Annotated in this window: 22 protein-coding genes; 9 read left to right on the top strand and 13 right to left on the bottom strand. The window is 71.3% G+C overall.

All coding sequences use genetic code 11. The features are described from left to right. Window positions 1-167: 167 nt before the first annotated feature. The 3 genes from CKO28_RS18325 to CKO28_RS18315 form a co-directional block, all read right to left on the bottom strand. Window positions 168-1,760 (bottom strand): sensor histidine kinase, encoded by a 1,593-nt coding sequence (locus tag CKO28_RS18325; protein WP_200342258.1) that lies wholly within the window; start codon window positions 1,758-1,760, stop codon window positions 168-170. A gap of 121 nt (window positions 1,761-1,881) precedes the next feature. Beyond that, a complete protein-coding gene (locus CKO28_RS18320) occupies window positions 1,882-3,312 on the bottom strand; it encodes a dihydrolipoyl dehydrogenase family protein (RefSeq protein ID WP_200342257.1) in 1,431 nt (476 codons plus the stop codon). Further along, entirely contained in the window at window positions 3,309-4,199 is an 891-nt protein-coding gene (locus CKO28_RS18315) for a TVP38/TMEM64 family protein (RefSeq protein WP_242480646.1), read from the bottom strand. Before CKO28_RS18315 ends, CKO28_RS18320 begins: the two co-directional genes overlap by 4 nt. 332 nt (window positions 4,200-4,531) lie before the next feature. Here CKO28_RS18315 and rpmH point away from each other — a divergent pair, with 332 nt between their 5' ends. The 6 genes from rpmH to argB all read left to right on the top strand — a co-directional run bounded on the left by rpmH (window position 4,532) and on the right by argB (window position 9,832). Beyond that, a complete protein-coding gene (rpmH, locus tag CKO28_RS18310) occupies window positions 4,532-4,666 on the top strand; it encodes a 50S ribosomal protein L34 (protein ID WP_200342256.1) in 135 nt (44 codons plus the stop codon). Between the two features lie 17 nt (window positions 4,667-4,683). Continuing rightward, on the top strand, window positions 4,684-5,226 hold the full coding sequence (rnpA, locus tag CKO28_RS18305) for a ribonuclease P protein component (protein ID WP_200342255.1): 543 nt from the start codon (window positions 4,684-4,686) through the stop codon (window positions 5,224-5,226). Then, entirely contained in the window at window positions 5,219-5,572 is a 354-nt protein-coding gene (gene yidD / locus CKO28_RS18300; protein WP_200342254.1) for a membrane protein insertion efficiency factor YidD, read from the top strand. Before rnpA ends, yidD begins: the two co-directional genes overlap by 8 nt. Before the next feature lie 148 nt (window positions 5,573-5,720). Further along, a complete protein-coding gene (gene yidC / locus CKO28_RS18295; RefSeq protein WP_242480645.1) occupies window positions 5,721-7,982 on the top strand; it encodes a membrane protein insertase YidC in 2,262 nt (753 codons plus the stop codon). 180 nt (window positions 7,983-8,162) lie between these two features. Further along, the gene (yihA, locus tag CKO28_RS18290) at window positions 8,163-8,897 is read left to right on the top strand and encodes a ribosome biogenesis GTP-binding protein YihA/YsxC (RefSeq protein ID WP_200342253.1); all 735 of its coding nucleotides are present in this window, start codon (window positions 8,163-8,165) and stop codon (window positions 8,895-8,897) included. Between the two features lie 8 nt (window positions 8,898-8,905). Continuing rightward, a complete protein-coding gene (gene argB, locus CKO28_RS18285; RefSeq protein ID WP_200342252.1) occupies window positions 8,906-9,832 on the top strand; it encodes an acetylglutamate kinase in 927 nt (308 codons plus the stop codon). Between the two features lie 232 nt (window positions 9,833-10,064). Here the strand turns inward: argB and CKO28_RS18280 are convergent, their stop codons facing one another. The 6 genes from CKO28_RS18280 to rsmI form a co-directional block, all read right to left on the bottom strand. Then, entirely contained in the window at window positions 10,065-11,096 is a 1,032-nt protein-coding gene (locus CKO28_RS18280) for an arginase family protein (RefSeq protein WP_200342251.1), read from the bottom strand. A gap of 7 nt (window positions 11,097-11,103) precedes the next feature. Next, a complete protein-coding gene (gshB, locus tag CKO28_RS18275; RefSeq protein WP_200342259.1) occupies window positions 11,104-12,078 on the bottom strand; it encodes a glutathione synthase in 975 nt (324 codons plus the stop codon). A gap of 314 nt (window positions 12,079-12,392) precedes the next feature. Continuing rightward, on the bottom strand, window positions 12,393-13,229 hold the full coding sequence (locus CKO28_RS18270; RefSeq protein WP_200342250.1) for a SirB1 family protein: 837 nt from the start codon (window positions 13,227-13,229) through the stop codon (window positions 12,393-12,395). Further along, the gene (locus tag CKO28_RS18265; RefSeq protein WP_200342249.1) at window positions 13,226-14,032 is read right to left on the bottom strand and encodes a BON domain-containing protein; all 807 of its coding nucleotides are present in this window, start codon (window positions 14,030-14,032) and stop codon (window positions 13,226-13,228) included. Before CKO28_RS18265 ends, CKO28_RS18270 begins: the two co-directional genes overlap by 4 nt. A gap of 127 nt (window positions 14,033-14,159) precedes the next feature. Beyond that, window positions 14,160-14,558 (bottom strand): YraN family protein, encoded by a 399-nt coding sequence (locus tag CKO28_RS18260; RefSeq protein WP_200342248.1) that lies wholly within the window; start codon window positions 14,556-14,558, stop codon window positions 14,160-14,162. Between the two features lie 8 nt (window positions 14,559-14,566). Further along, on the bottom strand, window positions 14,567-15,556 hold the full coding sequence (rsmI, locus tag CKO28_RS18255; RefSeq protein ID WP_242480644.1) for a 16S rRNA (cytidine(1402)-2'-O)-methyltransferase: 990 nt from the start codon (window positions 15,554-15,556) through the stop codon (window positions 14,567-14,569). A 2-nt stretch (window positions 15,557-15,558) separates the two neighbouring features. Here rsmI and CKO28_RS18250 point away from each other — a divergent pair, with 2 nt between their 5' ends. Both CKO28_RS18250 and CKO28_RS18245 read left to right on the top strand, forming a co-directional pair. After that, window positions 15,559-16,977, top strand: a complete 1,419-nt coding sequence (locus tag CKO28_RS18250) for a penicillin-binding protein activator (protein ID WP_200342246.1) — start codon at window positions 15,559-15,561, stop codon at window positions 16,975-16,977. Between the two features lie 486 nt (window positions 16,978-17,463). Beyond that, window positions 17,464-18,141: a DUF429 domain-containing protein gene (locus CKO28_RS18245; RefSeq protein ID WP_200342245.1), complete on the top strand. Its 678-nt coding sequence runs from the start codon at window positions 17,464-17,466 to the stop codon at window positions 18,139-18,141. Window positions 18,142-18,199: 58 nt separating this feature from the next. On the opposite strand, the gene CKO28_RS18240 is transcribed toward CKO28_RS18245, so the two are convergent. Then, window positions 18,200-18,982, bottom strand: coding sequence for a 3-hydroxybutyrate dehydrogenase (locus CKO28_RS18240; RefSeq protein ID WP_200342244.1), 783 nt, complete (start codon window positions 18,980-18,982; stop codon window positions 18,200-18,202). Between the two features lie 411 nt (window positions 18,983-19,393). Continuing rightward, the gene (htpX, locus tag CKO28_RS18235; RefSeq protein WP_200342243.1) at window positions 19,394-20,293 is read right to left on the bottom strand and encodes a zinc metalloprotease HtpX; all 900 of its coding nucleotides are present in this window, start codon (window positions 20,291-20,293) and stop codon (window positions 19,394-19,396) included. A 178-nt stretch (window positions 20,294-20,471) separates the two neighbouring features. Between htpX and CKO28_RS18230 the strand changes: the two genes are divergently transcribed. Then, window positions 20,472-20,732, top strand: a complete 261-nt coding sequence (locus tag CKO28_RS18230) for a DUF1674 domain-containing protein (RefSeq protein WP_200342242.1) — start codon at window positions 20,472-20,474, stop codon at window positions 20,730-20,732. A 254-nt stretch (window positions 20,733-20,986) separates the two neighbouring features. On the opposite strand, the gene CKO28_RS18225 is transcribed toward CKO28_RS18230, so the two are convergent. Beyond that, window positions 20,987-22,486 (bottom strand): M48 family metalloprotease, encoded by a 1,500-nt coding sequence (locus CKO28_RS18225; RefSeq protein WP_200342241.1) that lies wholly within the window; start codon window positions 22,484-22,486, stop codon window positions 20,987-20,989. 180 nt (window positions 22,487-22,666) lie between these two features. Then, window positions 22,667-23,221 (bottom strand): thermonuclease family protein, encoded by a 555-nt coding sequence (locus CKO28_RS18220; protein ID WP_200342240.1) that lies wholly within the window; start codon window positions 23,219-23,221, stop codon window positions 22,667-22,669. Between the last annotated feature and the right edge of the window lie 210 nt (window positions 23,222-23,431).

Here is a 23,431-nt window from a genome sequence, read left to right as displayed (position 1 = left end):
AGGGCGCCGAGCGCAAGCACGCCGCCGATCGTTCCGGCGGCCCATTTTCCGAGATGCTGCATGATGACTGGATTCCCTGATGTCGTCTGCGCTTCCCGGGTCCCGCCGGCCGCGCACGGGCGAAAATCTGCTCTACGTCCGGGGGTACCCCGCGGCATTGACGTGCGTCAACTGGCCGCCCGCAGGTCCGCCTTCGCGGGCGCGCCCTGGTCGCGGCCGGCCGCGTCCGCCCCGCGATCGCCGCCACTTCCCGGTCCGCGGCCGCGCCGGTGCGTCTGGGCACGCCGCGGCAGGTCGATCCGGAAGGCGGTACCGTCGGCGTCCGTGCCGATCAGGCTGATGTCGCCGCCGTGCGCGCGCACCAGATCGCGCGCGATCGCCAGACCCAGGCCGGTGCCGCCCTGCTTCACCGTGCCGGCGAACGGCTGAAAGATGTTGTCGCGCGCCCGCGGCGGCAGGCCGGGGCCGTCGTCGACCAGGGTCAGGGCCAGCCGGCCGGGGCCGGCTTCGGCCGTGACCTCGACGCGCGTGGCGCCGGCCTCGACCGCGTTGCGCAGCAGGTTGGCGAACACGCGGTACAGCTGATCGCGGTCCGCCTCGACCTCCAGCCCGGCGGGCAGGCGGTTGACCACCGGTCCCTCGGCGGGCGCCGGGGCGGCGGGGTCGCTCGCGCCGCTCTCGACGCCACTGTGGGCGCCATTCTGGGCGCCATTCTGGGCGCCATTCTGGGCGCCGTTCTGGGCGGCGGCGATCTCGCCGGCGACATCGTCGAGCAGCGCGGCCAGGTCGAACCGGCCGACCTCCAGTTGCGGCGGGCCTTCCTGGGTGAAGTTCAGGGTCTGCTGGCACAGGTGCACGGCACGGTCGATCGTGCGCAGCAGGGTCGGCGCGATCCGGCGGACGTCCGGGTCGTCGCTGTCCGACAGCCGGTCGGAGACCAGGCGGGCGCTGGACAGGATGTTCTTCAGATCGTGGTTGACCTTGGTCACCGCGATGCCGAGCGCGGCCAGCCGGGTCTTCTGGTGCAGCGCGGTCGCCAGGCGCTCTTGCATACTGGACAGCTCGCGCTCCGCGACGCCGACCTCGTCGGTGCGGCTGCTCGGCCGGATCTGCGCGGTCACGTCCTCCGGGTCCTCGCGGAACCGGGTCATGCTGGCGGTGATCCGGCGCATCGGACGGACCAGCAGCAGGTGCAGCGCGATATAGACCAGCGCCGCGGTCATCAGCGAGATCGCCAGGGACAGCACCAGGATGCGCTCGCCGAACGCGAACATCGCCTGGCACAGCGGCTGCTCGTCGATCACCACCTCGACGGTGGCCGCCGGCTGGTGCGGCGACTTGCCGACCACCCGGATCGCCCGGTCGCCGGGGCCGGTCAGACTGCCGAAGGCATCCGCGATCAACTCCAGCGCGCCCGCCTCGCGCAGGTCGAAGCTGGCGTGTACCGTCTCCGGCGCCTCGCGCATCAGCATCAGCTTGCCCTCGCCCGGCCGGCGCAGGGCGATCGAGTGCGCGCCGACGTAGTCCAGCAGCTCGCCCTCCAGCTCCTCGGAGACCATCTGGTCGGGGGTCGCCTCCAGGGTCAGCACGGCGAGGTGCGCGCTCGCCAGCTTCTCCTCCAGATAATTCAGGCGGTAGCGCGCCATCGACGGCACGAAGATCAGCACCTCCGCCAGCATGACGAAAAAGATCGTCAGCACCAGCAGGCGCGCGGACAGGCCCTTCGCGGGCGACGGCAGGGACAGGCGAGGTCGCGTCATCGCGGGCGAGTCTAGCACGGATGCGGGGCTGGGCGGCCATCGGGTTTCGGTGGCCAGACCCTGTCCTCCCAAACATATTCCCTGTCCTCCCAGAAGGAGGGGAATCAGTTAAGCAACCGCCCTACCCCAGCTTCGCCAGCAGCCGGACGATCCGGCGGGTACGGCGGGAGAACAGGCTGGGGGTGTAAAAGCTGCCGGCGGCGCGCTTGGAGACCTCGCCGAAGGTCGGATACGGGGCGATCATCTGGGCGATCCCGCCGACCTTCTCGCGGCGCTGCACCGCCAGGATCCAGGGATAGATCAGCTCGCCCGCGTGCGCGCCCGCGATCGCCGCGCCCAGCACCCGGCCCTTGGCGTCGACCACCACCCGGATCAGCCCGTCCGTGGCCCGCTCCGCGCGGGCGCGGTCGTTGTCGGCGAACGGCCAGGTCAGCGGGCGCACCTTGTCGCCGTGGCGCGCGCGCGCAGCCGTCTCCGACAGGCCGACGCTGGCGATCTCCGGGCTGGTGTAGGTGACCTGCGGCACGCTCGCGTGGTCCGCCTTGGCGGGGATCCGGAACAGCGCGTTCTTGATCACGATCCCGGCGTGGTAGCCGGCGACGTGGGTGAACTGCGGCCCGCCCGCGACATCGCCGGCGGCGAACACCCGCTTGTTGCTGGTGCGCAGGCGCTGGTCGAGCTGCAGCCGGCCATCCGTCCCGCACGCGATCCCGGCCGCCTCCAGGCCCAGGCCGTCGAGCGTGCTTTTGCGCCCGGCGGCGATCAGCAGGTGGCTGCCGGTCAACCGCTCGGCCTGACCGTCGCGGGCGATGTCGACGGCCACGCCGTTGCCTTGCGCCGCCATCCCGGTGACCCGCGCGCCCTCGTACAGCTCGACGCCGTCGGCGCGCAGCTGGGTGCGCAGCACGTCGACCATGTCGGCATCGTCGCGCGGCAGCAGGCGCGCCATCTCCACGATCGACACTTTCGCGCCCAGGTGCGCGAACGCCTGCCCCAGCTCGGTGCCGATCGGGCCGCCGCCCAGCACGATCAGGTGCTCCGGCCGCTCGGTCAGGTCGAACACCGTCTCGTTGGTCAGGTAGGGCGTGCGCTCGATCCCGGGGATCGGCGGCACGGCGGCGGTCGAGCCGGTCGCCAGCACGAACCGGCGCGGGCGTACGCGTACGCCGTCCGCGCTTAGCGTACGCGGGTCGTCGAACGCGCCGGCCGCCTGCACCACGCGGACGCCCAGCCCCTCGAACCGCTCCACCGAATCGTGCGGGGCGATCCCGGCGATGACGTCGTGGACGTGCCGGTTGACCGCGGCGAAGTCGACCCGCGGCGGGGCGTAGCTTACCCCATACTTGGCCGCCAGCCGGTCCAGCTGGGCGGCCTTGCCGGCGGCGAGCAGCGCTTTCGACGGCACGCAGCCGGTGTTCAGGCAGTCGCCGCCCATCTTGTGCTTTTCGATCAGGACGGTGTCCGCCCCCATCTGCTGGGCGCCGGCGGCGACCGCCAACCCAGCGGAGCCCGCGCCGATCACGCACAGGTCGGGGGTGAGCGTCTGGGTCATGCGTGCCCCTTCGGCGGTCGCTGTTCCGGCGCTTGCTGCTCAGGCGGTGGCTGAGGACCCGCCCGGCGCGCCCTCCACTTCTTGTAGCCGACCGGCAGCAGCGCGAGCACGCCCAGGCCGACGATCGGCCCCAGGATCGCCGGTTGGAAGATGATTCCCAGGCTGGGCGTGCCGCCGGCGGTCACCAGCGCATCCAGGCCGTTGCCGACGGAGGCGTAGACCAGCGTGCCCGGGATGATGCCGACAAAGGTGCCGAGCGCGTAGGTGGCGAGCGGCACGCCGACCAGTGCGGGCACCAGATTGACCAGCCAGAACGGGAACACCGGGATCAGCCGCAGAAACAGCAGGTACGACAGCGCGTTTTCCTGGAAGCCCACGCGCATCCGCTGGACCGCGCCGCCGGCCCGGGCGCGCAGCGTCTCCCCGAGCGCCGTCCGCGCCGCCAGGAACACCGCGACCGCGCCCACCGTGGCCCCGGTCACGGCGTACAGCGTGCCCAGCCAGGTGCCGAACAGGAAGCCGCCCAGGATGGTCAGCACCGCCCCGCCGGGGATCGAGAACGCGGCCACCGCGGCGTAGCTGGCGATGTAGGCCAGCGCGGCCAGCACCGGTACGTCGCGCACCTGCGCCATCAGCCAGTCGCGGTGGTCGGCGAGCGCCTGGAAGCTGAGATAGCGGTTCAGGCCAAGGGCGAAGAACAGTCCGAGCCCGGCGAGCAGCAGCACGAGCGGCCAGATCCGCCGCCAGCGCGGCGGGCGCGCAGCCGCCGTCGGGGCGCCGGCCGCGTCCGCGCCGGTCGGTTCGGCGGAGCCGCCGCGGGTCCCAGGGTCGCCGGTGGTGTCGCCGGTGGTGTCGCCGGTGGTGTCGCCGGTCATCTTGCCAGTCATCGGGAGTCGCCCGCCTCTTGCGCGGTTCGCACATGGCAACAGCCGGCCGAACGCTGTGCGCGCGCCGGCTCGTCGGAGCCTTGGATACTGGCATATAGCCGCCCGGTCCGGCGCGTACCAATGACAACCGGTCAAATGGCCGTGATACGCCGAGCCCGCCGTCGTCGGCCGCGCGCAGCGCGGTTGGCGCCCGCGTTCGACCGGGCGCGTCGGACCAGGGCGACTGGCCGCAGGCAAGGGGTGCCAGGCGTCGTTGACAGGGGACGGGGCGGCGCTTATACCCGCGACGCAACCGACCATGACAGCCTTTTGGAAAGACGGAGTATAGGGCCGTGAAACGCACTTTTCAGCCCAGCGTGCTGGTCCGCAAGCGCCGCCACGGGTTCCGCGCGCGCATGGCGACCAAGGGCGGCCGCCGGGTGATCAACGCCCGCCGCCGCAAGGGCCGCAAGCGTCTGAGCGCGTAAGGGTCGGCTGGAGCCCCATGCCGGCCGGCCGCCAGACCCGGGTCGGGCGGCTGACCAAGCGCCCGGAATTCCTGCGCGTCGCGGCCGGCCGGCGGAAATGGGTCACCCCCGGGATGGTCGTCCAGGCCCGAGCTCGAGACGAGGCGCCGCCGGCTCCCGCCGCTGCGGCGCTGAATGCGTCTGAGGGGGCGGCCGCAAGCGATCACGCCGGCCCGCCGCGCGTCGGCATCACGGTGTCGCGCAAGGTGGGCAACGCGGTCCAGCGCAACCGCGCCCGCCGCCGCCTGCGCGCGGCCGCCCGCGAAGCGCTGCCGGAGGTCGGCCTGCCCGGCATGGATTACGTGCTGATCGGCCGTGCCGGCACGCTCACGCGGCGTTACACCGACCTGCTGGCCGACCTCAGGCAGGCGGTGGCGAAGCTGAACCGGCCGGGCAAGCCGAAGCCGCCGGATACCGGGCCGCCCCGCGCCGGCCCGGGCCGGCGCAAGCCCGCTAGCGGCTCGGGCGCGGCGCGGGGCAAGACGCGGGCGACAGGCAACGGGAACGGAGCCGATGGCTAGCCAGCAGCGCCCCGCTCAGGCCGGCGACCGCACGGCGGATACCGCCGGCGCGCGTTCCCGCTGGCCGGCGCGACTGGGGCGCGGCGCCGTGATCGCGCTGATCTACGTCTACCAGGGCGTGGCCTCGGTGTTTCCGAAGGTCTGCCGGTTCGAGCCGAGTTGCTCCAACTACGGCCTGGAGGCGGTGCGCGTGCACGGGGCCCTGACGGGCGGCTGGCTGACCCTGAAGCGGATCCTGCGCTGCCGGCCGGGCGGCGGCTTCGGCGTCGACCCGGTGCCGCCGCCCGGCTGCGCGCACGGCCATGCTGGACCCGACGATCCGGCCGACCGGCGCGCGCCAGGCTGAACCGGCCGCCCGACACGGCGCCGCTGGCATTCGACGACGACTTCGGACGCCACGCGCGTCCAGGACGACCCCAACCGACCGAATTCCGCGCCCGCCCGCTTAGCCGCGACCGCGCCGCGGGCCCTTCGCTCCAGGAACGGCGACCACGATGGAACAGCGCAACCTGATCCTGGCGATCGTCGCCTCGATCGCCATCCTGCTCGGCTTCGAGCTGCTCTACAACGCGCCGCAGCGGGAGCAGCAGGCCCAGCAGGCCGCGCAGCAGCAGGCGGCCCAGCAGGGGCGGACGGGCGGCGCCGGCTCGACCGCGCCGTCGCCCGGCGGCGGCGCGGACGCCGGCGTCCCCGGCGCGGCGCCGGCCCAGGCGGGCGCGCTCGACCGCGGCGAGGTGCTGGACGACAGCCAGCGGGTGGAGATCGACACGCCCTCGCTGATCGGTTCGATCAACGTTCAGGGCGCGCGGATCGACGATCTGACCCTGCGCAACTACCGCCAAGAAGTCGACAACGACAGCCCGCGGATTCACCTGCTGTCGCCCGAAGGCTCCAAGGGTTCCTACTACGCCGACTTCGGCTGGGCCAACGCCGCGCGCGCCGGGCTGGAGCTGCCCAGCGGCAGCCACACCTGGCAGGTCGAGAACGGCGGCCCCCTGACCCCCGACAACCCGGTCACGCTGAGCTGGTCGAACGGCGAGGGGCTGACTTTCAAGCGGACCTTCTCGGTCGACGAGGACTTCATGTTCACCGTCGAGCAGACGGTGGTGAACGAGACCGGCGAAGCGATCAGCCTGGCGCCCTACAGCCTGATCAACCGGCGCGGCACGCCGGACACGCTCGGCTACTACATCCTGCACGAGGGCCCGATCGGCGTGTTCAACGGCACGCTCGACGAGGTCGACTACGAAAAGGTGCGGGAGGACGGCCCGCTCACCTACGAGACCACCGGCGGCTGGATCGGCATCACCGACAAGTACTGGCTGGTTTCGCTGGTCCCGGATCAGGACAAGAGCGTCAACGCGCGGTTCATCCAGAATCAGGCGCAGGGCGGCGTCGCCAAATACCAGGCCGACGTGCTGTACGAGAGCCGGCAGGTCGAGCCGGGCGGCAGCGTCAGCAGCACCACGCGGCTGTTCGCCGGCGCCAAGGAAGTCTCGCTGCTGGACGGCTACGCCGAGCAGTACGGCATTCCGCACTTCGATAAGGCCGTCGACTTCGGCTGGTTCTATTTCCTGACCAAACCGATTTTCCAGGCGCTGCACTTCTTCGCGCAGGTGACCGGCAACTTCGGCGTCGCCATCCTGATCCTGGTGGTGATCCTAAAGATCCTGCTGTTCCCGCTGGCCAACAAGTCCTACCGCTCGATGGCCAAGATGCGGAACCTGCAGCCGGAGATGATGAAGCTGCGCGAGCGGTTCGGCGACGACAAGCAGCGCCTGAACCAGGAGATGATGGCGCTCTACAAGCGCGAGGGCGCGAACCCGGCCTCCGGCTGTCTGCCGATCCTGCTGCAGATCCCGATCTTCTTCGCGCTCTACAAGGTGCTGTTCGTCACCATCGAGATGCGCCACGCGGCGTTCGTGGGCTATCTGCAGGACCTGTCGGCAAAGGATCCGACCTCGATCCTGAACCTGTTCGGCGCTCTGCCCTGGGGCGTGCCCGAGCTCGGCCCGCTGAACATCCTGAACATCGGCTTCCTGCCGCTGGTCATGGGCATCTCGATGTACGGCCAGCAGATGCTCAACCCGCAGCCGGCGGACCCGATGCAGCAGCGCATGTTCCAGCTGCTGCCGGTGGTCTTCACTTTCATCCTGTCGCAGTTTCCGGCCGGGCTGGTGCTGTACTGGACGTCCAACAACATCTTCACGATCGCCCAGCAGTACATCATCATGAAGCGCGCCGGGATGCAGATCGGCGGCAAGCAGCCCTCCCCCGCCGGGTCGACCGACAGCTCGGCCAAGAGCGGCGGGAACGGCTCCGGCTCCGGCGGCGGTGGCTCCGGCGGCGGCAAGAAGGGCGGCCAAGGCTCCGGCGGCGGCCAGAAGGCCGGCCAACAGACCGCCGGCGCGCAGGCCGCGGCCGCCCACGACGGCCCGACCCTGGAGGGCGAGGCGACCGACGTGACCGCCCAGGCGAACGGCGAAGGCGACGCCGGCACCGAAGCGGCCCAACAGCAGGCCGGTGGCGCCGAGGCGTCGGGCGACGGCCAGCAGGCGTCTGCGCGCGGCGGTTCTGGGTCCGGCGGTTCTGGGAGCGGCGGTTCTGGGAGCGGCAAGTCCGCCGCGAACAAGTCGTCCGGCGGCCAGCGCGGTCGGTCCGGCCAGCAGCGCGGCGGCTCCAGCAACCCGGCCGCCAAGCGCAAGGGCGGCGGCGGAGCGTCCAAGGGCAAGAAGGGCGGCGGCGGCCGGCGCTAGAGCTACATGCTTGAAGGCCAAATCGGCCTTCGAGCTGAATGTAGCTTTAACTGCTTGAAGAGAAAGCAAGATTCAGCTGAAAGGTGGCTTCACCTTTCAGCATCTTGCGCGAGGCTGGCTGGCGCCGCCGGTCCAACCGGCCCGGCTCCGCTGCGGCGTGACACAAGGCGTGTTTTCAAGATGACCCGATCGCATCCGGCCGAAGACGCGCCCCCCGAAGACCTGCACGGGGACGATCCGCCGCTGCCGGACGCGCCGGCGGACGGCGACCTCGAGCTGCCCGGCCGGGAATACGGCCGCTGGCTGTTCGCCCAGGCGTGCGGCTTCGTCGCCGGCGTGCAGTCGATGGTGCAGCTGCCCGAGTTCGCCCTGCCGGAGGTCGCGTTCGCCGGCCGGTCCAACGTCGGCAAGTCCTCCCTGGTCAACGCGCTGACGGGCCAGAACACCCTGGCGCGGACCTCCAACACGCCCGGCCGCACGCGGCAGCTGAACTTCTTCGATCTCGGCTCCCGGCTGCTGCTGGTCGACCTGCCGGGCTACGGCTACGCCAAGGCGCCCAAGAGCGAGATCAAGCGCTGGACCGAGCTGACCCAGGACTACCTGCGCGGGCGGCCGACCCTGCGCCGGGTCTGCCTTCTGATCGACGCGCGCCGGGGCGTGCGCGACACCGACCGGGAAGTGATGGGCGCGCTCGACACCGCCGCGGTGTCGTATCAGCTGGTGCTGACCAAGGCGGACAAGGTCAAGCCGCCGGACCTGGCCCGGGTGATCGACGCCACCCAGCAGCTGCGCCGCAAGCACGTCGCGCTGCACCCGCGGATCGCCACCACCAGCGCCCAGAAGGACACCGGCATCGCCGAACTGCGCGCGGAGCTGGCCGCGCTGGCCAGCGAGACGCCGTACCAGGAAGGCTAGAGGCCCCGATGAGCCAGCAGTCCCCCCAGCAGCCCCGCAATTTCGGCGAAACCAAGCACTGGCTGCGCACCGCCCGGACGATCACCGAGGCGCTGCCTTACATGCGCCGGTATGCCGGGCGCACGATCGTGATCAAGTACGGCGGCCACGCCATGGGCGACCAGCACCTGGCCGACCTGTTCGCGCGCGACATCGCGCTGATGAAGCAGGTCGGCATCAATCCGGTGATCGTCCACGGCGGCGGGCCGCAGATCGGCCGGATGCTGGACCGGCTGCAGGTGCGCTCGCAGTTCGTCGACGGCCTGCGGGTCACCGATCAGGAGACGGTGGAGGTCGTCGAGATGGTGCTGTCCGGCACCATCAACAAGCAGATCGTCAGCTCGATCAACGCCGTCGGCGGCAACGCGATCGGCCTGTCCGGCAAGGACGGCGGGCTGATCCAGGCGCGCAAGCTGCGCCGGACCAAGCGCGATCCCGACAGCAACATCGAACAGCTGGTCGATCTCGGCTTCGTCGGCGAGCCGGCCCAGGTCAACCCGCACATCCTGTCGTCGCTGGAACAGTCGGGCATGATCCCGGTGATCGCGCCGATCGGCTGGGGCCCTGGCGGCGAGACCTTCAACATCAACGCCGACACCGCCGCCGGCGCGGTCGCGGGCGCGCTCGGCGCCTCGCGCCTGCTGATGCTGACCGACGTGATCGGCGTGCTCGACGGCGACCAGCAGCTGATCCCGGACCTGACGGTGGAACAGACGCGCGAGCTGATCGACGGCGGCACGATCGCCGGCGGCATGATCCCCAAGGTCGAGACCTGCCTGAAAGCGGTCGAGGACGGCGTCGACGCCGCCGTCATCCTGGACGGCCGCGTCCCCCACGCCCTGCTGCTCGAGACCTTCACCGACCGCGGCGTCGGCACCCTGATCCGCAAGCGGTAGCGGCGTTGTGTGGCCGCTTACACCCGACAGGCGTCCTTCGACACGCCCGGCTGCGCCGGGCTGCTCAGGATAACGTCGGGTTTTTGTGTTTTAGAACAGCCAATTAACCCCCTCCTCCACGTGGGAGGAGGGGTTAGGGGAGGAGGTAACTCGCGGCATCGACCGCGTGCCCCCTCCTCACCCTGTCCCTCTCCTCCCAGGAGAGGAGAGCGGACCCGCTGCCATACCGTGCCTACCCGCCCTCGAACCCCCGCAGCACGCCGACCGCGTTGTGGCCGATCTCCTCGACGGCGTAGCCGCCTTCCATGACGAACGCGGTGGGCAGGGCGAGCCGGGCGAGGCGCGCGCCGATCGGCGGGAAGTCCCGGGTGTCGAGGGCGAATCGGGAGATCGGGTCGCCCTTGTAGGTGTCGACGCCGAGCGAGACCACGAGGGCGTCGGGCGCGTACTCGGCGATCCGGCCGCACAGCCGCTCCAAGGCCGCCATCCACGCCTGCGCCGTGGTGCCCCAGGGCAGCGGGGCGTTGACGGTGTAGCCGTCGCCCGCGCCGGTGCCGGTCTCGTCGGCGTGGCCCAGGAAGTACGGGAATTCCTGCCGGGGATCGGCGTGCAGGGAGCAGAACAGGACGTCGGCGCGGTCGTCGAAGATCGCCTGCGTGCCGTTGCCGTGGTGGTAGTCGACGTCGAGCACCGCGATCCGGGCGGCGCCCCGGTCGAGCAGCCGCTGGGCGGCGAGCGCGGCGTTGTTCAGGAAGCAGTAGCCGCCCAGCTGATCCGCCGTGGCGTGGTGGCCGGGCGGCCGGCCCAGGGCGAACGCGGCCGGCGCGCCGTCGGCGACCAGCTCCGCCGCGGTCATGGCGACGTTCGCGCTGGCCCGCGCGGCCGTCCATGTGCCGGGCGTGATCGGCGTGCCGGCGTCGAGCGCGTAGTACGACACCTTGCCGTCGATATGGTGCGGGCAGATCGGCCGCAGGTTGCGCACCGGCCAGATCAGCGGCAGGCAGTCGGTCTCGCCGCCGCGCTCGGCTTCCCACGCCGCCCAGGCGGTTTCCAGGAACGCCAGGTAATCCGGCCGGTGGATGCGCGCCAGCGCGTCGACGCCGAAGTCGCTCGGCGGGACGATGTCGCCCAGGCCGACCTCCTGCGCGCGCTTCAGCACCATCTCCGCGCGCGCCGGCGTCTCCACCACCGGCATCAGCCGGCCGTCGGTCAACTCGCCCCGGCCGTGCTGGCGGGCGTGATCCTGGGAATAGACGATCTGCACGCGGCGGCTACTCGGGAAGGTGGCCGGAGGCGTCGACCCGGCTCTCGATCGCGTCCCAGACCTGCGCCTCCAGCGAGACGCCGTCCAGCCGGTCGATCTCCTGGATGCCGGTCGGCGAGGTCACGTTGATCTCGGTCAGGTAGTCGCCGATCATGTCGATGCCGACGAAGATCTGCCCGCGCGCGCGCAAGGCCGGGCCGATCGCGCGGCAGACCTGGCGGTCGCGCTCGGTCAGCTCGGCGCGCTCGGCATGGCCGCCGACGTGCAGGTTCGCGCGCGCGTCGCCCGGCGGCGGCACGCGGTTGACCGCGCCCACCGGCTCGCCGTCGATCAGGATGATCCGCTTGTCGCCGTTGCGGATCTCCGGCAAGTAGGCCTGCACCATGATCGGCTCGCGGTACAGGCGGGTGAACATCTCGAGCAGGGCATTCAGGTTCTCGTCCTGCTCGGTGATCCGGAAGACGTCCGCGCCGCCGTTGCCGAACAACGGCTTCAGGATGATGTCCTTGTGCTCCTTGCGGAACGCGTGGATCTGCTCGCGGTCGCTGGTGATCACCGTCGGCGGCATGAACTCGGCGAAGTGGGTGACGTAGAGCTTCTCCGGCGCGTTGCGCACGTTGGCGGGGTCGTTCACCACCAGGGTCTGCGGATGCACCTTTTCCAGCAGGTGGGTGGCGGTGATGTAGGCCATGTCGAACGGCGGGTCCTGGCGCATCATCACGACGTCCAGCCCGGCCAGGTCGATGGTCTCCCAGTCGCCCAGCTCGAAGTGCCGGGTGTAGTCCCGCTGCAGCTTCACCGGCCGGCCGCGGGCGTAGACCCGGCCGTCGCGCAGGGTCAGGGCTTCCGGGGCGTAGTGGTACAGCCCGTGGCCGCGGCGCTGCGCCTCCAGCGCCAGGGCGAACGAGCTGTCGGCATCGATGTCGATCCCGGCCAGCGCGTCCATCTGGAACGCGACCGCGAGCGACGCCGGCCGGTCCATCGCCGGGGAGAGCGGGTCCTGCGGGCGCGCGCTCTCGCGCCGGCCGGGCGTGACGCCGGAGGTTTGCTGCGCCTGCTTGCGATCCTCGGCCATGACGGGCGGTCCTGCTGGCTTGCGTGCGGTGTCGGGTTGCTCCGCGTCTACCTAATGCCCGGGCGGCAGGTATGGCAACGGGGACCCAACTTATTCCCCTCCCCTGGGAGGAGGGGCTAGCGGAGAAGGGACCACGCGCTCAAGCGCCGCGGGCAACCTCCTCTCCCCGGCGCTCTCCCCCACTGGAGGAGAGCGGGCATTTCGTGCAGGAGAGAAAGTGCTTAATTGATCCGGCTGCGCAGCTGCTTGAGCAGGTGGGCGACGTCGCGCTGGCTGTTCGGGTCGTGGGACAGCTGCATCACCTGCTCCAGCGCCAGCACGGCCGCGCGCAGGTTGCCCAGGTGGGCGTGCAGCAGGCCGGCTTCGTGCCACAGGCTGGGTTCCGCGGGCGCGATCATCAGCATCGCCTCCAGCGTCTGGACCGCGAGCTCGCGGTGTTCGTCGTGCAGCAGCCGGACCTTACGGTTGTTCTGCAGGCGCAGCAGCATCGCCCGGTTGCCGAGCGGCGCGTAGTGCTCGCTCGACAGCTCGGCGTCCGCGCCCTCGATCGCCTTCAGCAGCTGGCGCAGGTCGTGCGCGCCCAGCGGGCGCAGGCCGTCGAACGGGTCGAGCACCGCGCGCTCGCCGCCCAGGCTCATCGAGATCAGGAAGTGGCCGGGGAAGTTCAGGCCGTCGATCTGCCAGCCCTGCGCCCGGCCAGCGTGGATGAACAGGATGGCGAGCGCGACCGGCAGGCCCTTCCGGCGGTCGATCACCCGCAGCAGGTTGGCATTCTGCAAATCGTTGTAGGTCTCGCGGTCGCCCTGGTAGCCGTAGCGCTCGACCAGCACCTCCGCGAGGGCCCGGGCGCGCGCGGCGAGGTCGTCGGTGCCGGCGGTCCGGGCGGCCTCGGCGACGTCGCGGGTCAGCACACCGAGGTGATCCCGGTAGCGGTTCAGCCGCGCATCCGGCGCATCCAGCGCGCCCAGCGCCAGGGCCGTCTCCGCCAGGTCGACGTCGCGGTCCGGCCGACCGCCGGCGCGACGCAGGATGCCTTGCGCTTCCGCCAGGTCGCTCATGCGTCCAGATCGATCTCGGTCACCGGCTCGCTCGAGGTCGGCGGAGCGGTCTCGCCGGGCGCGGCGCTCCCGGGCTCGGAGCCGCTCGGCTCGGAACCGCCGCGGGCGGAGCCGCCGCCGTCCGCGGGCGCCTGGCCGTCCGGCGGCGCGTTGTCGCCGGTGCCGGTGTCCTGCAGGTTCGGCTCGCGCGGCTCGGTCTCGACCCGCACGTAGCTGACCACCTTGCGGACGTTGGCAAGCCCGCGGGCGTGGTTCAGCACGCGCTGCAACTCCTGGTCGCTCTGCGCGATGCCGATGATGTAAACCACCCCGCGCACCGTCTCGATCGAGTAGTTGATCGAGCTGACCTCGGCGTCGAGCAGCAGATTGGCCTTCAGTTGGGTGGAGACCCAGGTGTCCTGGGTGTAGCTGCTGAACGAGCTGTCGCCGATCTGCACCTCGTTGATGACTTCCTTCACGCCGTCGGCCTGCCAGGCCAGCTCGATCGCCTTGGCGCGCATCTCCTTGCTCGGCATCACGCCGGTCACCAGCACGCGGCCGTTCTGCACCTGCAGGCCGGCCTTGCGGTACAGGACCTCGTCCTCCTTCAGCCACAGGTCGTTGATCTGGATACGGATCCGGCTGTCCTCGATGGCGCCGGCCAGGCCGCGCTCCTGTAAGCCGGCGACGCCCACAGCGGCGCCGGCCCCGACGGCGACCCCGGCGGGCGAGCAGGCGGCCAGCCCGAGCGGGGCGGCGAGGCACAACACGGCGGCCAGCTTCAGGGGCCGGCGTGAGGCGGTACGGGTGTTGGCACGGGCCATGACGGTCGGGTCTCCGCGGGATTCGGGGGGCGTCTGCGATACGGTTTACCCGTGCGGATGGCGTCGCGCCAAGCGGCGAAGCTGTGAGGGCCGCGCGCACCGGCGCACCCCCCCGGTCATCGCCGGGTCACACGCTCAGCCGATCGTCCGCGCCTTCCGCAACGCGCCACGCGCCGACGACATGGTGCGGCCACCGCCCCGGGGCCAGGAGCAGGGCGTCGAACCGGACGTCGAGGCCGGCCAGGTCCGGCCGGCGGGCCAGGAAGGCCTCGCCCGCACGGGCGATCCGGCGGCGCTGGTGCGGGCTGATCGCGGCGGCGGCCTGGTCGCGGGTGGCGCGCGTCTTCACCTCGACCAGCGCCAGCACCTGCCCGCGCCGGACGATCAGGTCGACCTCCCCGACCGGCGTGCGCAGGTCGCGCGCCAGGATGCGGTAGCCCTTGAGCCGCAGCAGCCAGGCCGCCGCCGCCTCCGCGCCGCGGCCGCGGCGTTCGGCCGCGCGGCGCCGCGCGGCCGGCGGTTTCACGGGCCGGCTCACGTGACGGACCCCGGGCCGTCGCCCTGCTTCAGGCGGAGCGCGCGGTCGTACACCTGTTTTTTCTTCCAGCCGGTCGCGGCTGCGACTTGCGCGGCGGCGTCGCGCACGCTGAGCGTCGTCAGCGCGTCCCGCAGCCGCGCGTCGAGCGTCTCGGCATCGGCGATGTGCGCGTCGGCGGCGGGCGGCGCCACCACCACCACGATCTCGCCCTTGGGCGCGGCCTGGAAGCGGGCGGCAAGTTCCGGCAGCGGCGCGCGCACCACGTCCTCGAACCGCTTGGTCAGCTCGCGGCCGACGGCGGCGTCGCGCGCCCCCAGCAGGTCGGCCATGTCGCTCAGGCTGCGGGCCAGGCGCTGCGGCGATTCGTAGAACACCAGACTGGCCTTGAGGCCGCTCAACTCGTCCAGCACCGCGCGACGCTGCGCCGGCTTCGACGGCAGGAACCCCTGGAAAAAGAACCGGTCGGTCGGCAGCCCGGCGATCGCCAGCGCAGCCAGCGCCGCGCTCGCCCCCGGCAGCGCGCGCACCGCATGGCCGGCGTCCTGCGCGTCGCGTACCAGCTTGTAGCCGGGGTCCGAAACCAGCGGCGTGCCCGCGTCGCAGACCAGCGCGAGCGCCTGGCCCGCGGCCAGGCGCCGCAGCACCTCCGGCCGGCGCTGTTCGGCGTTGTGCTCGTGATAGGAGATCAGCGGCGGGCGCAGGCCGTAGGCGTCGATCAGCCGCCGGGTGACGCGCGTGTCCTCGCACACCACGGCGTCGACGCGGCCCAGATGGTCGGCGGCGCGGTAGGTCAGGTCGCCCAGGTTGCCGATCGGGGTCGCGACGACGTACAGGCCCGCCGGCAGGCGTCCGCCGTCCGGCGCGCGGCCCCGGGGCCCGGGCCGTGTGGCGGGCGTGTCCGCCGCGCTGTCCGGTTGCGAGCGTTCGGCCCCCCGGATAGGCTCGCCGGACGCCGACGCGTCCGACCGACCCTGTGGAGCTGCCAACCGTGCTTGACGCGACATGCCGTGACGACGGGCCCTTCCGGATGCTGCGGGGCGTCTTGGGCGCAGCCGGCGCGGCCGCGCTCCTGCTGCTGGGCGCCTGCGCGCCGCAGGTGCAAGAGGGTGCACCGCCCGGCGAGACGCCGCAAGCCGAGAGCGCACCCGCCGGCCAGCCGGCGCCGCCCCAGGTCAGCGCGGAGGAGGTGCTGGAGGACGCGCTCGACGCCCCCGAGGAGTTCCAGCTCACTCCGCCCGAGGCGGAAGGCCTGCCGCCGCATCGCGTCGGCCTGCTGCTGCCGCTGTCGGGCCCGCGCGGCGACCTCGGCCAAGCGATGCTGCGCGCGGCCGAGATGGCGCTGTTCGACGTCGCGGACGAGCAGTTCGCCCTGGTCGTGCGCGACACCAAGGGGACGCCCGAGGGCGCGCGCCGCGCGGCGGAAGACGCGATCGCGGCGGGCGCCAACCTGCTGCTCGGCCCGGTCTTCTCCAGTTCGGTCGAGGCGGTCGCGCCGGTCGCGGAAGGCGGGCGGGTACCGGTCGTGGCGTTTTCCAACAACCGCGAGGTCGCGCGGCCAGGGGTCTGGACCACCGGCCTGCTGCCGGGCGAACAGGTCGACCGGATCGTCGGCTACGCCGCGGCACAGGGCAACCAGAGCTTCGCCGTGCTGGCCCCGGACAACAGCTATGGCGAGCTGATCGTGCAAGCGATGCAGGACGCCGCCGAGCGGCACGAGGTCGAGTTCGTCGACAGCCGGCTGTTCGACCCCGACGCCCGCGACATCTCCGAGCCGGTCAAGGCGCTCGCCGCCTACCCCCGCCGGCAGCAGGAACTGAAGCAGCGAATCGCCGAACTGCAGGACCAGGGCGGCGCGCAGGCGCAGCGCGAACTCCGCCGGCTGAACAACCAGGATGCGTTGGGCGAGGCCCCGTTCGATGCCGTTCTGCTGCCGATCGGCGGCGACAGGCTGCTTCAACTGGTTCCGACCCTGCCGTACTACGACATCGACCCGGACGAGGTGCAGTTCCTGGGCACCGCGCAGTGGGCGGGCATGGAGCTGGCCGACAATCCCAGCCTGCAGGGCGCGCTGTACCCCGCCCCGCCGCCGGACAGCCGGTCGCGCTTTCAGGAGCGCTACCGCACGATCTACGGCGCGACACCGCCGGATATCGCCGGGCTGGCGTACGACGCGACCGCGCTGGCCGGGCTGATGGCGCGCCGGGCGGTGCAGGACGGGACACCGCCGTTCCGGGTGTTCACGCAGGAAAGCCTGACCCAGCGCAACGGCTTCGCCGGCGTCAACGGGCTGTTCCGCCTGAACGCGGATGGGCTGGTCGAACGCCGCTATTCGGTGATCCGGGTGACGCCCGAAGGCCACCGGGTGGCCGACCCGGCGCCGTCGAGCTTCGCCGGCCCGATTAACTGATCGCCCCCTGCAGGCCTGAGCGCATACAAAAAAAGGACCGTGCGCCGGTTCACGGCCACGGTCCTTTATTTTTGTGCGTTGACGTGAGCCTACCCTGTCAACTTGCCATGTCCCGACGACGGTATGGCGGATGAGCTATGCAGTCAAGTCGCAGCTGTCCGGATCAAAGGACGTAGCGCTCACCGGGGTGTCACGCAGACCGGGCCTGCGCGCGTTCTGGAGACTGCAGACCGAAAAATCCGCCGGTGCGCGGGGCGCACCGGCGGCAAGGACAGGGAGGCTACACTCAAGGCGCGCGCCACCGGTCCTGGCGGGGAGGGATGCCGAGGGACCGGCAGCTTCGGGGCTGAGGGGAGGGAGATCGCCCCGCGCGCACTTTCGGTTGTAAACTCCAGAGTCTAACCAATGGTTAACGGCACGCAGAAAAAATCGACCGTGTTAACGAATGCCGCCGATCGCCCCGCCGACGCCCGGAGCGCAGCCGGGGTGGATGGCTGCCGGGCCGGCTGGCTGGCGGTCCGGCTGGCCGCCGGAAACGGCGCGGCTGAGAGCGTGATCTACCCCGACTGGGCGGCGCTGGTGCGCGGCTTGGCCGACGTCGCGCGGATCTGCGTCGACATGCCGATCGGCTTGGCTGACCACGGGCCGCGGCCGTGCGACCGGGCGGCCCGGGCGATCTTGCCGCGGGCGCGCAAGTCCAGCGTGTTCGCCCCGCCCCGGCGTTACATGCTGGGCCTGGCGTACGACGGGGTTCGGCAGGCCGCCCGCGCGCGCGGCGATGCCGGCCTGTCGATCCAAGCGTTCAACATCATGCCCAAGATCGCCGAGCTGGACTCGGCCCTGCGACCGGCCGACCAGGGATGGGTGCTGGAAACCCACCCGGAACTGGCGTTCCACCATCTGAACGCAGGTAACGCCTTGCCGCGCAAGGCCGACCGGACCGGACGGGCGGCGCGCCGCACCCTATTGGCCGCGGCGGGCCTGCCCGGGATCGACGCCCTGCTCGCCGCCCACCCGCGCGCGCAGGCGAAGCCGGACGACGTGCTGGACGCCGGCGTCTGCGCCCTGGTCGCCCGCGACAGCCTGCACGGCCGCGCCCGCCGGGTGCCGGACGGACCGCCGGAGCGCGACAGCCGCGGCCTGCGCATGGAGATCTGGTACTGAGGCCGTCGGGTGGGTGGGGTGGCAGGCGGTGCCCTCCCCCGGAGCACCCGGACCGGCGTTACTGCGCGGTCCAGCCGCCGTCGATCTTGAGTTCGGCGCCGGTGATCGTGCGCGCCGCGTCCGAGCACAGGAAGACGCAGTAGGCGCCGATCTGCTCCGGGGTGACGAACTCCAGCGCCGGCTGCTTCTCGGCCAGCAGGTCGTGTTCCGCCTGCTCGACCGAGCAGTTCTGCTCCTGCGCCTTGTTCTCGATCTGCTGCTGGACCAGCGGGGTCTTCACCCAGCCGGGGCAGATCGCGTTGCAGGTGATGCCGGTCTGCGTGGTGTCGAGCGCGGTCACCTTGGTCAAGCCGACCACGCCGTGCTTGGCGGCGACGTAGGCGGCCTTGCCCTTGGAGGCGACCAGGCCGTGGGCGCTGGCGATGTTGATCACCCGGCCCCAGCCCCGTTCGCGCATCCTGGGCAGGGCCGCGTGGGTGGTGTGGAAGCAGTGGTTCAGGTTGATCTGCACCACCTGTTCGAACTTCTGCGGATCGAACTGGTCGACCGGGGCGACGTGCTGGATGCCCGCGTTGTTGACCAGGACGTCGACGCTGCCGAACTGCTGGATCGCGGCGTCGACCATCTGCTGGATCTGGTCCGGCTTGGACATGTCGGCGTCGGAGTAGCTGACCGTAACGCCGTTCTTCTCCGCCATGTCCTTGCGGATGCGCTCGATCTGGTCGGCGTCGCCGAAGCCGTTGAGCACGATGTTGGCGCCCTGGGCGGCCAGCGTCTGGGCGATGCCGAGCCCGATCCCGCTGGTCGAGCCGGTGACCAGCGCCGTCTTGCCTTTGAGCATGGCTGTCTCTCCTTCAAGTCGCGCGAAGCGGGGGCGGTGCGGGGCGCAACACCAGCGCCCTCGAAGCGATTCCGGGACAGGTGATAGACGCTGCCGGCCGGCTCGGCAATCGCGCGGGCACTCACGATCCCCACTCCGCCCATGGCAAGGTCTGGCGCGCGCCTGAACGGCCCGTGGACCCCGCCGCCCCGGGGGCTGCGCAAATGCCCGTTCGGCCCGCGCGCGGGCTGCCTGATGGTCGTGCTGATCCTGGACCGGCTCGGCCGGCCCCGCCACCTGCGCCGGCTCGAGCTTTTTGGCTCACCACCAAGACGCGAGCGCGTTGCCTCGAAGCGGAGCTTTCAACGCGCGCCGCGCGCGCAAATCCAGGCGCAGAGAACTTTTGTGTCCTTTGTGGTGACGCCGACGAACTCAGCCCCAGGGGCGCGCCGCTGGCTGGGTCGGGGTGCCGCCGGTCTTGCCCCACGCCTGGGCCAGCTGTTCCAGCCGCTGCACGCGGTCCTGGGTGGTCGGGTGGGTCGAGAACAGGGCGCCGACGCTTTTTCCGCTCAGCGGATTGATGATGAACATGTGCGCGGTCGCCGGGTTCTTTTCCGCCGGCTGGTACTCCGCCTCGTGCGCCAGCCGCTCGATCTTGGTCAGCGCGGAGGCGAGCCACATCGGCTGGCCGCAGATCTCCGCGCCGGCCTTGTCGGCGGCGTATTCGCGCGTGCGGGAGATCGCGGTCTGCACCAGCATCGCGGCGACCGGCGCCAGCAGCGCGACCAGGAGCGTGCCGAGGCCGCCCAGCGGATTGTCGCGGTTGCCGCCGAACATCCCGGCGAACATGGCGAAGTTCGCCAGCATCGAGATCGCGCCCGCGATCGTGGCGGTCACCGTCATGGTGAGCGTGTCACGGTTCTTCACGTGCGCCAGCTCGTGCGCCATCACGGCCGCGATCTCCTGCTGGTTCAGGCGCTTCAGCAGGCCCAGGGTCGCGGCCACCGCGGCGTTGTCCGGGTTGCGTCCGGTGGCGAACGCGTTGGGCAGGTCGGTGTCGATGACGTAGACCCGCGGCATCGGCAGCTGGGCGTTTTCCGCCAGCTGCTCGACCAGCCGGTAGAACTGCGGCGCGCTTTCGGCGTTGACCTCGCGCGCGTTGTACATCCGCAGGACGATCTTGTCCGCGTTCCAGTAGCTGAACAGATTCATCGCCGCGGCGAGGCCGAGCGCGATCACCACGCCGGTCGCGCCGCCGACGAGGTAGCCCGCGCCCATGAACAGCGCCGTCATGGCAGCGAGCAGCGTGAAGGTGCGCAGGGTGTTGAACACGGCTGTCGGTCTCCGGTTGGGAACGCTTCGGGTCGCAATCGCGCCGCATCGGTAAATGGGCGGCCCGTGTCAGCCGTTCAAGATCGCCGGCGAGGCGGGGAGGACCGGCCCAGGGGCCGCCCGTGCACGACCGCGCCCGCGCTTGCCAGCGGACCCGGCGCGCCCCATTCTCCCGGCCATGAAACGCACCTTCAAAGTCCTCAAACCGAACGCCGCGAAGGCGACCAGCCAGCCCGCCGCGGCCGAGCGCAAGCCCGCCGGCAAGCAGCCCGGCGCGCAGCACATCGACCGCGCCGCCCAGCAGAAGGCGGCGGCCAATCAAACGCCGGAGGCGCGCGATGCGCCGGCCGGCAAGCCGAAGGAAGTCGGCGGCCCCGACGGACCGGAACCGACCCGCTACGGCGACTGGGAACGCGGCGGCATCTGCTACGACTTCTAACGCTCGTGCCGGCGCGCCCGGTGGCAAAAGGGATGCACCACCAAGACACGAAGACACCAAGAAGGTGTTTTCACCACCGCGGACAGGGAGGTCACCGAGAAACAAGAGTATTGCGCGCGCAGCACGCTAGAATACAGGCGTAGCCGCGAACGAGATCGTCCGCGCTCAAGCCCAGTTTCCTATCTCCGGGCTCTCTGTCCCCTCGGGGGCGAATTCCTGTCTTCCCTTGGTGTCTTGGTGGCGAACACCCTGCCCTACTGGATCAGCTTCACCATCCGCCCGGGCTCGAGACGCGCGCCCGGTTCCAGGCCGTTGAGCACCTGGAAGCGGCGCAGCGGCAATTCGTCGTAGGGCAGGCGACGGGCCAGGCTTTGCTGGGTCTCGCCAGCTTGCACGGTGTGAACGCGAATGCGCCGGGGCTCCAGCGCCGCGGCCTCGGCGGCGGAGAGCTTGCGGAACGAGTCGAGCACCGTGTCCGCCAGCCGCTCCGGCAGTCCCGAGCCTTTGGGCACGAACAGGAAGCGGTAGGTCGTGTCGCTATCGTAACGAACGGCCGCGAGGCGAACCGTGCGGGTGCCCGCCTGCGTGCGCGCCCGGGCGAGCGCGGTCGCCCCGGCCATGCCGTTGACCTCGATCCGGGTCAGGCCCTCCAGACGGACGTTCGCCGCCCAGACGTCGCGCAGATAGACCGCCGGATCGCGGCCGCCCGCCTCCGGCGCGCCGGCGAACACCATCAGCCCGTCCGGTCCGCTCGCCTTCACGCTGGTCCGGCCGTTTTGGATCCGGAAGCCCGCCGGCACGGCGAACGCAAGCCGCAGCTCGGGGTGCAGGAAGCGCCGGCCGCGGACGTAGCCCTGCTCCGGCGCGTAGCCGTACAGCAGCCCGTCCAGCTTGGAGAGGTAGATCCCGCGCGCGATGATCGGGTCGGCGACCCGGGTGGTCTCGGCCCGCGCCATCGCCTCGCGCACCCGCTTGATCGTGCGCGGGTGGGTCTGCAGCAGACTGAAATCGTCGGCGGCCTCGGGGGTGCCGGCCAGTCTGGCCTGCAGCTCGTTCTTCGCCTGCAGCTTGGCCAGGAACGCGGCCGATGCCTCGGGATCGTAGCCGGCCCGGGTCAGGTAGCGGATGCCCAGCGTGTCCGCTTCCAGCTCCTGCTCGCGCGAATAGCTGGCGAGCGCCACCTGCGACAGCGCCGAGGTCGCCTGCGCCGCCGGCCGGCCCAACAGCGCGCCGCTGAGCACGCTGGCGATTCCGGCCAGCTGCTGGCTGCCGTAGCGCTGGGCGGAGTGGCGCGCGGTCACGTGGCCGATCTCGTGCGCCAGCACGCTCGCCAGCTGCGCCTCGTTGTCGGCGAGCGCGATCAGGCCGCGCGAGACGTAGACGAAGCCGCCGGGCAGCGCGAAGGCGTTCACCACCGGGCTGTTCAACACCGTGAAGGTCCAGTCCAGCCGCGGCAGCTCGGAGGTCTGCGCCAGCAGGTTGCCGATCGAGCTGACGTAGGCCTGCAGCTCCGGATCGGCGTAGTCCCCGCCGAACTGCTCGAGCAGCTTGGGATGCTGCTGTTCGCCCAGCTTGCGGCCTTCCTGCAGGCTCATCCCGCCGGTGAAGATCCGCTCCCCGGTCGCCGGCGCGGTCGTGCAGGCGCCGGCCAGCGGTAGCACCGCCGCGAGCGCGAGCGCGGCGAGGCGGGGGACGCGCAGGCGCAGCCGTAGGGCGTGCTTCGACACGCTGGCCCGCGGCCAGCTACTCAGCATGAAGCGGTTAGATAAACGTCTGAAAACGCCAAAACCTTCATCCTGAGCAGGGCGCCGGAGGCGGTCGTGTCGAAGGACCCCAAACGGGCGCCTTGCGCGCCTGGCACGTATTGCCTCAAGGGCGGGGAAAAGGCGGCGTGCCGCGCTTAAAATCCTGGCGATCCCGCGCATCGGCATAGCTCAATCCATGATCCGGATCTGTTCGGGGTGGGTGGCGTCGATCAGCGGGCGGTTGTAGCGCTCCAGCCAGCCGCGCACCTGCACCCGCTTGCCCTCGTACGCCATCACGTCGACGCCCTCCTGCGCGAACAGGCGCGCGGTGCGCGGGGCGAGCGTGACCGTGAAGTCGGTCCGCCAGTCCGCGCCGAAGTTGAGGTAGACCCGACCGTCGACCTCCGCCACGTCGCGCACCCGCGCCTGCACCACCTGGAAGGTGTCGATCAGGGCGTCCAGCTCGTTGGTGCCGCGCACCTGGTAGAACGGATGGTCCCAGATACCCCGGCGCTGCCGGCGCGCCGCGTCCTCGCGCGCGTACATCTCGGCCGCCAGGTCGCGGTTGTCGGCGAAGGTGTAGACCCGCGCCATCCCGGCTTCCAGCATCGCCCCCTGCACCCAGCTGGCGTCCGCGCCGGCGTCGCGATACCAGCTGGCGTCCGCGCCGGCGTCGCGATAGAGGTGCGCCAGCATCCGCCCGTGCCGGTCGACCGGCCGGCCGGCGTAGCCCCCATTTTGCACGGAGGCAGGGCGGGCCTCCCTTGAACCCGCGGATTCGTGCGGGTTATGGGCGCTGAGGCAATACACGAAATCAGCGTGGAGGCCCGCCCATGGCAGAGGGTAACCAAGAACAGCTGCGATTTCATCCCGTCGAGGGCTGCACGGTCCGGGCCGAGTTCAACGGCGGGGCCATGTCCTCGGACTTTGGCCCGATGCTGCTTCGGGGTGTCG

Source organism: Rhodovibrio sodomensis, from assembly GCF_016583645.1.
GTDB lineage: Bacteria > Pseudomonadota > Alphaproteobacteria > Kiloniellales > Rhodovibrionaceae > Rhodovibrio > Rhodovibrio sodomensis.
This window is presented reverse-complemented; position numbering and strand designations above follow the sequence as displayed.

Excerpts from the sequence above, each read along its gene's own strand:
- CKO28_RS18325 (WP_200342258.1), bottom strand. The coding sequence starts at position 1,760 with ATGACGCGACCTCGCCTGTCCCTGCCGTCGCCCGCGAAGGGCCTGTCC.
- CKO28_RS18320 (WP_200342257.1), bottom strand. The coding sequence starts at position 3,312 with ATGACCCAGACGCTCACCCCCGACCTGTGCGTGATCGGCGCGGGCTCC.
- CKO28_RS18315 (WP_242480646.1), bottom strand. The coding sequence starts at position 4,199 with ATGACTGGCAAGATGACCGGCGACACCACCGGCGACACCACCGGCGAC.
- rnpA (WP_200342255.1), top strand. The coding sequence starts at position 4,684 with ATGCCGGCCGGCCGCCAGACCCGGGTCGGGCGGCTGACCAAGCGCCCG.
- yidD (WP_200342254.1), top strand. The coding sequence starts at position 5,219 with ATGGCTAGCCAGCAGCGCCCCGCTCAGGCCGGCGACCGCACGGCGGAT.
- yidC (WP_242480645.1), top strand. The coding sequence starts at position 5,721 with ATGGAACAGCGCAACCTGATCCTGGCGATCGTCGCCTCGATCGCCATC.
- yihA (WP_200342253.1), top strand. The coding sequence starts at position 8,163 with ATGACCCGATCGCATCCGGCCGAAGACGCGCCCCCCGAAGACCTGCAC.
- argB (WP_200342252.1), top strand. The coding sequence starts at position 8,906 with ATGAGCCAGCAGTCCCCCCAGCAGCCCCGCAATTTCGGCGAAACCAAG.
- gshB (WP_200342259.1), bottom strand. The coding sequence starts at position 12,078 with ATGGACCGGCCGGCGTCGCTCGCGGTCGCGTTCCAGATGGACGCGCTG.
- CKO28_RS18270 (WP_200342250.1), bottom strand. The coding sequence starts at position 13,229 with ATGAGCGACCTGGCGGAAGCGCAAGGCATCCTGCGTCGCGCCGGCGGT.
- CKO28_RS18265 (WP_200342249.1), bottom strand. The coding sequence starts at position 14,032 with ATGGCCCGTGCCAACACCCGTACCGCCTCACGCCGGCCCCTGAAGCTG.
- CKO28_RS18240 (WP_200342244.1), bottom strand. The coding sequence starts at position 18,982 with ATGCTCAAAGGCAAGACGGCGCTGGTCACCGGCTCGACCAGCGGGATC.
- CKO28_RS18230 (WP_200342242.1), top strand. The coding sequence starts at position 20,472 with ATGAAACGCACCTTCAAAGTCCTCAAACCGAACGCCGCGAAGGCGACC.
- CKO28_RS18225 (WP_200342241.1), bottom strand. The coding sequence starts at position 22,486 with ATGCTGAGTAGCTGGCCGCGGGCCAGCGTGTCGAAGCACGCCCTACGG.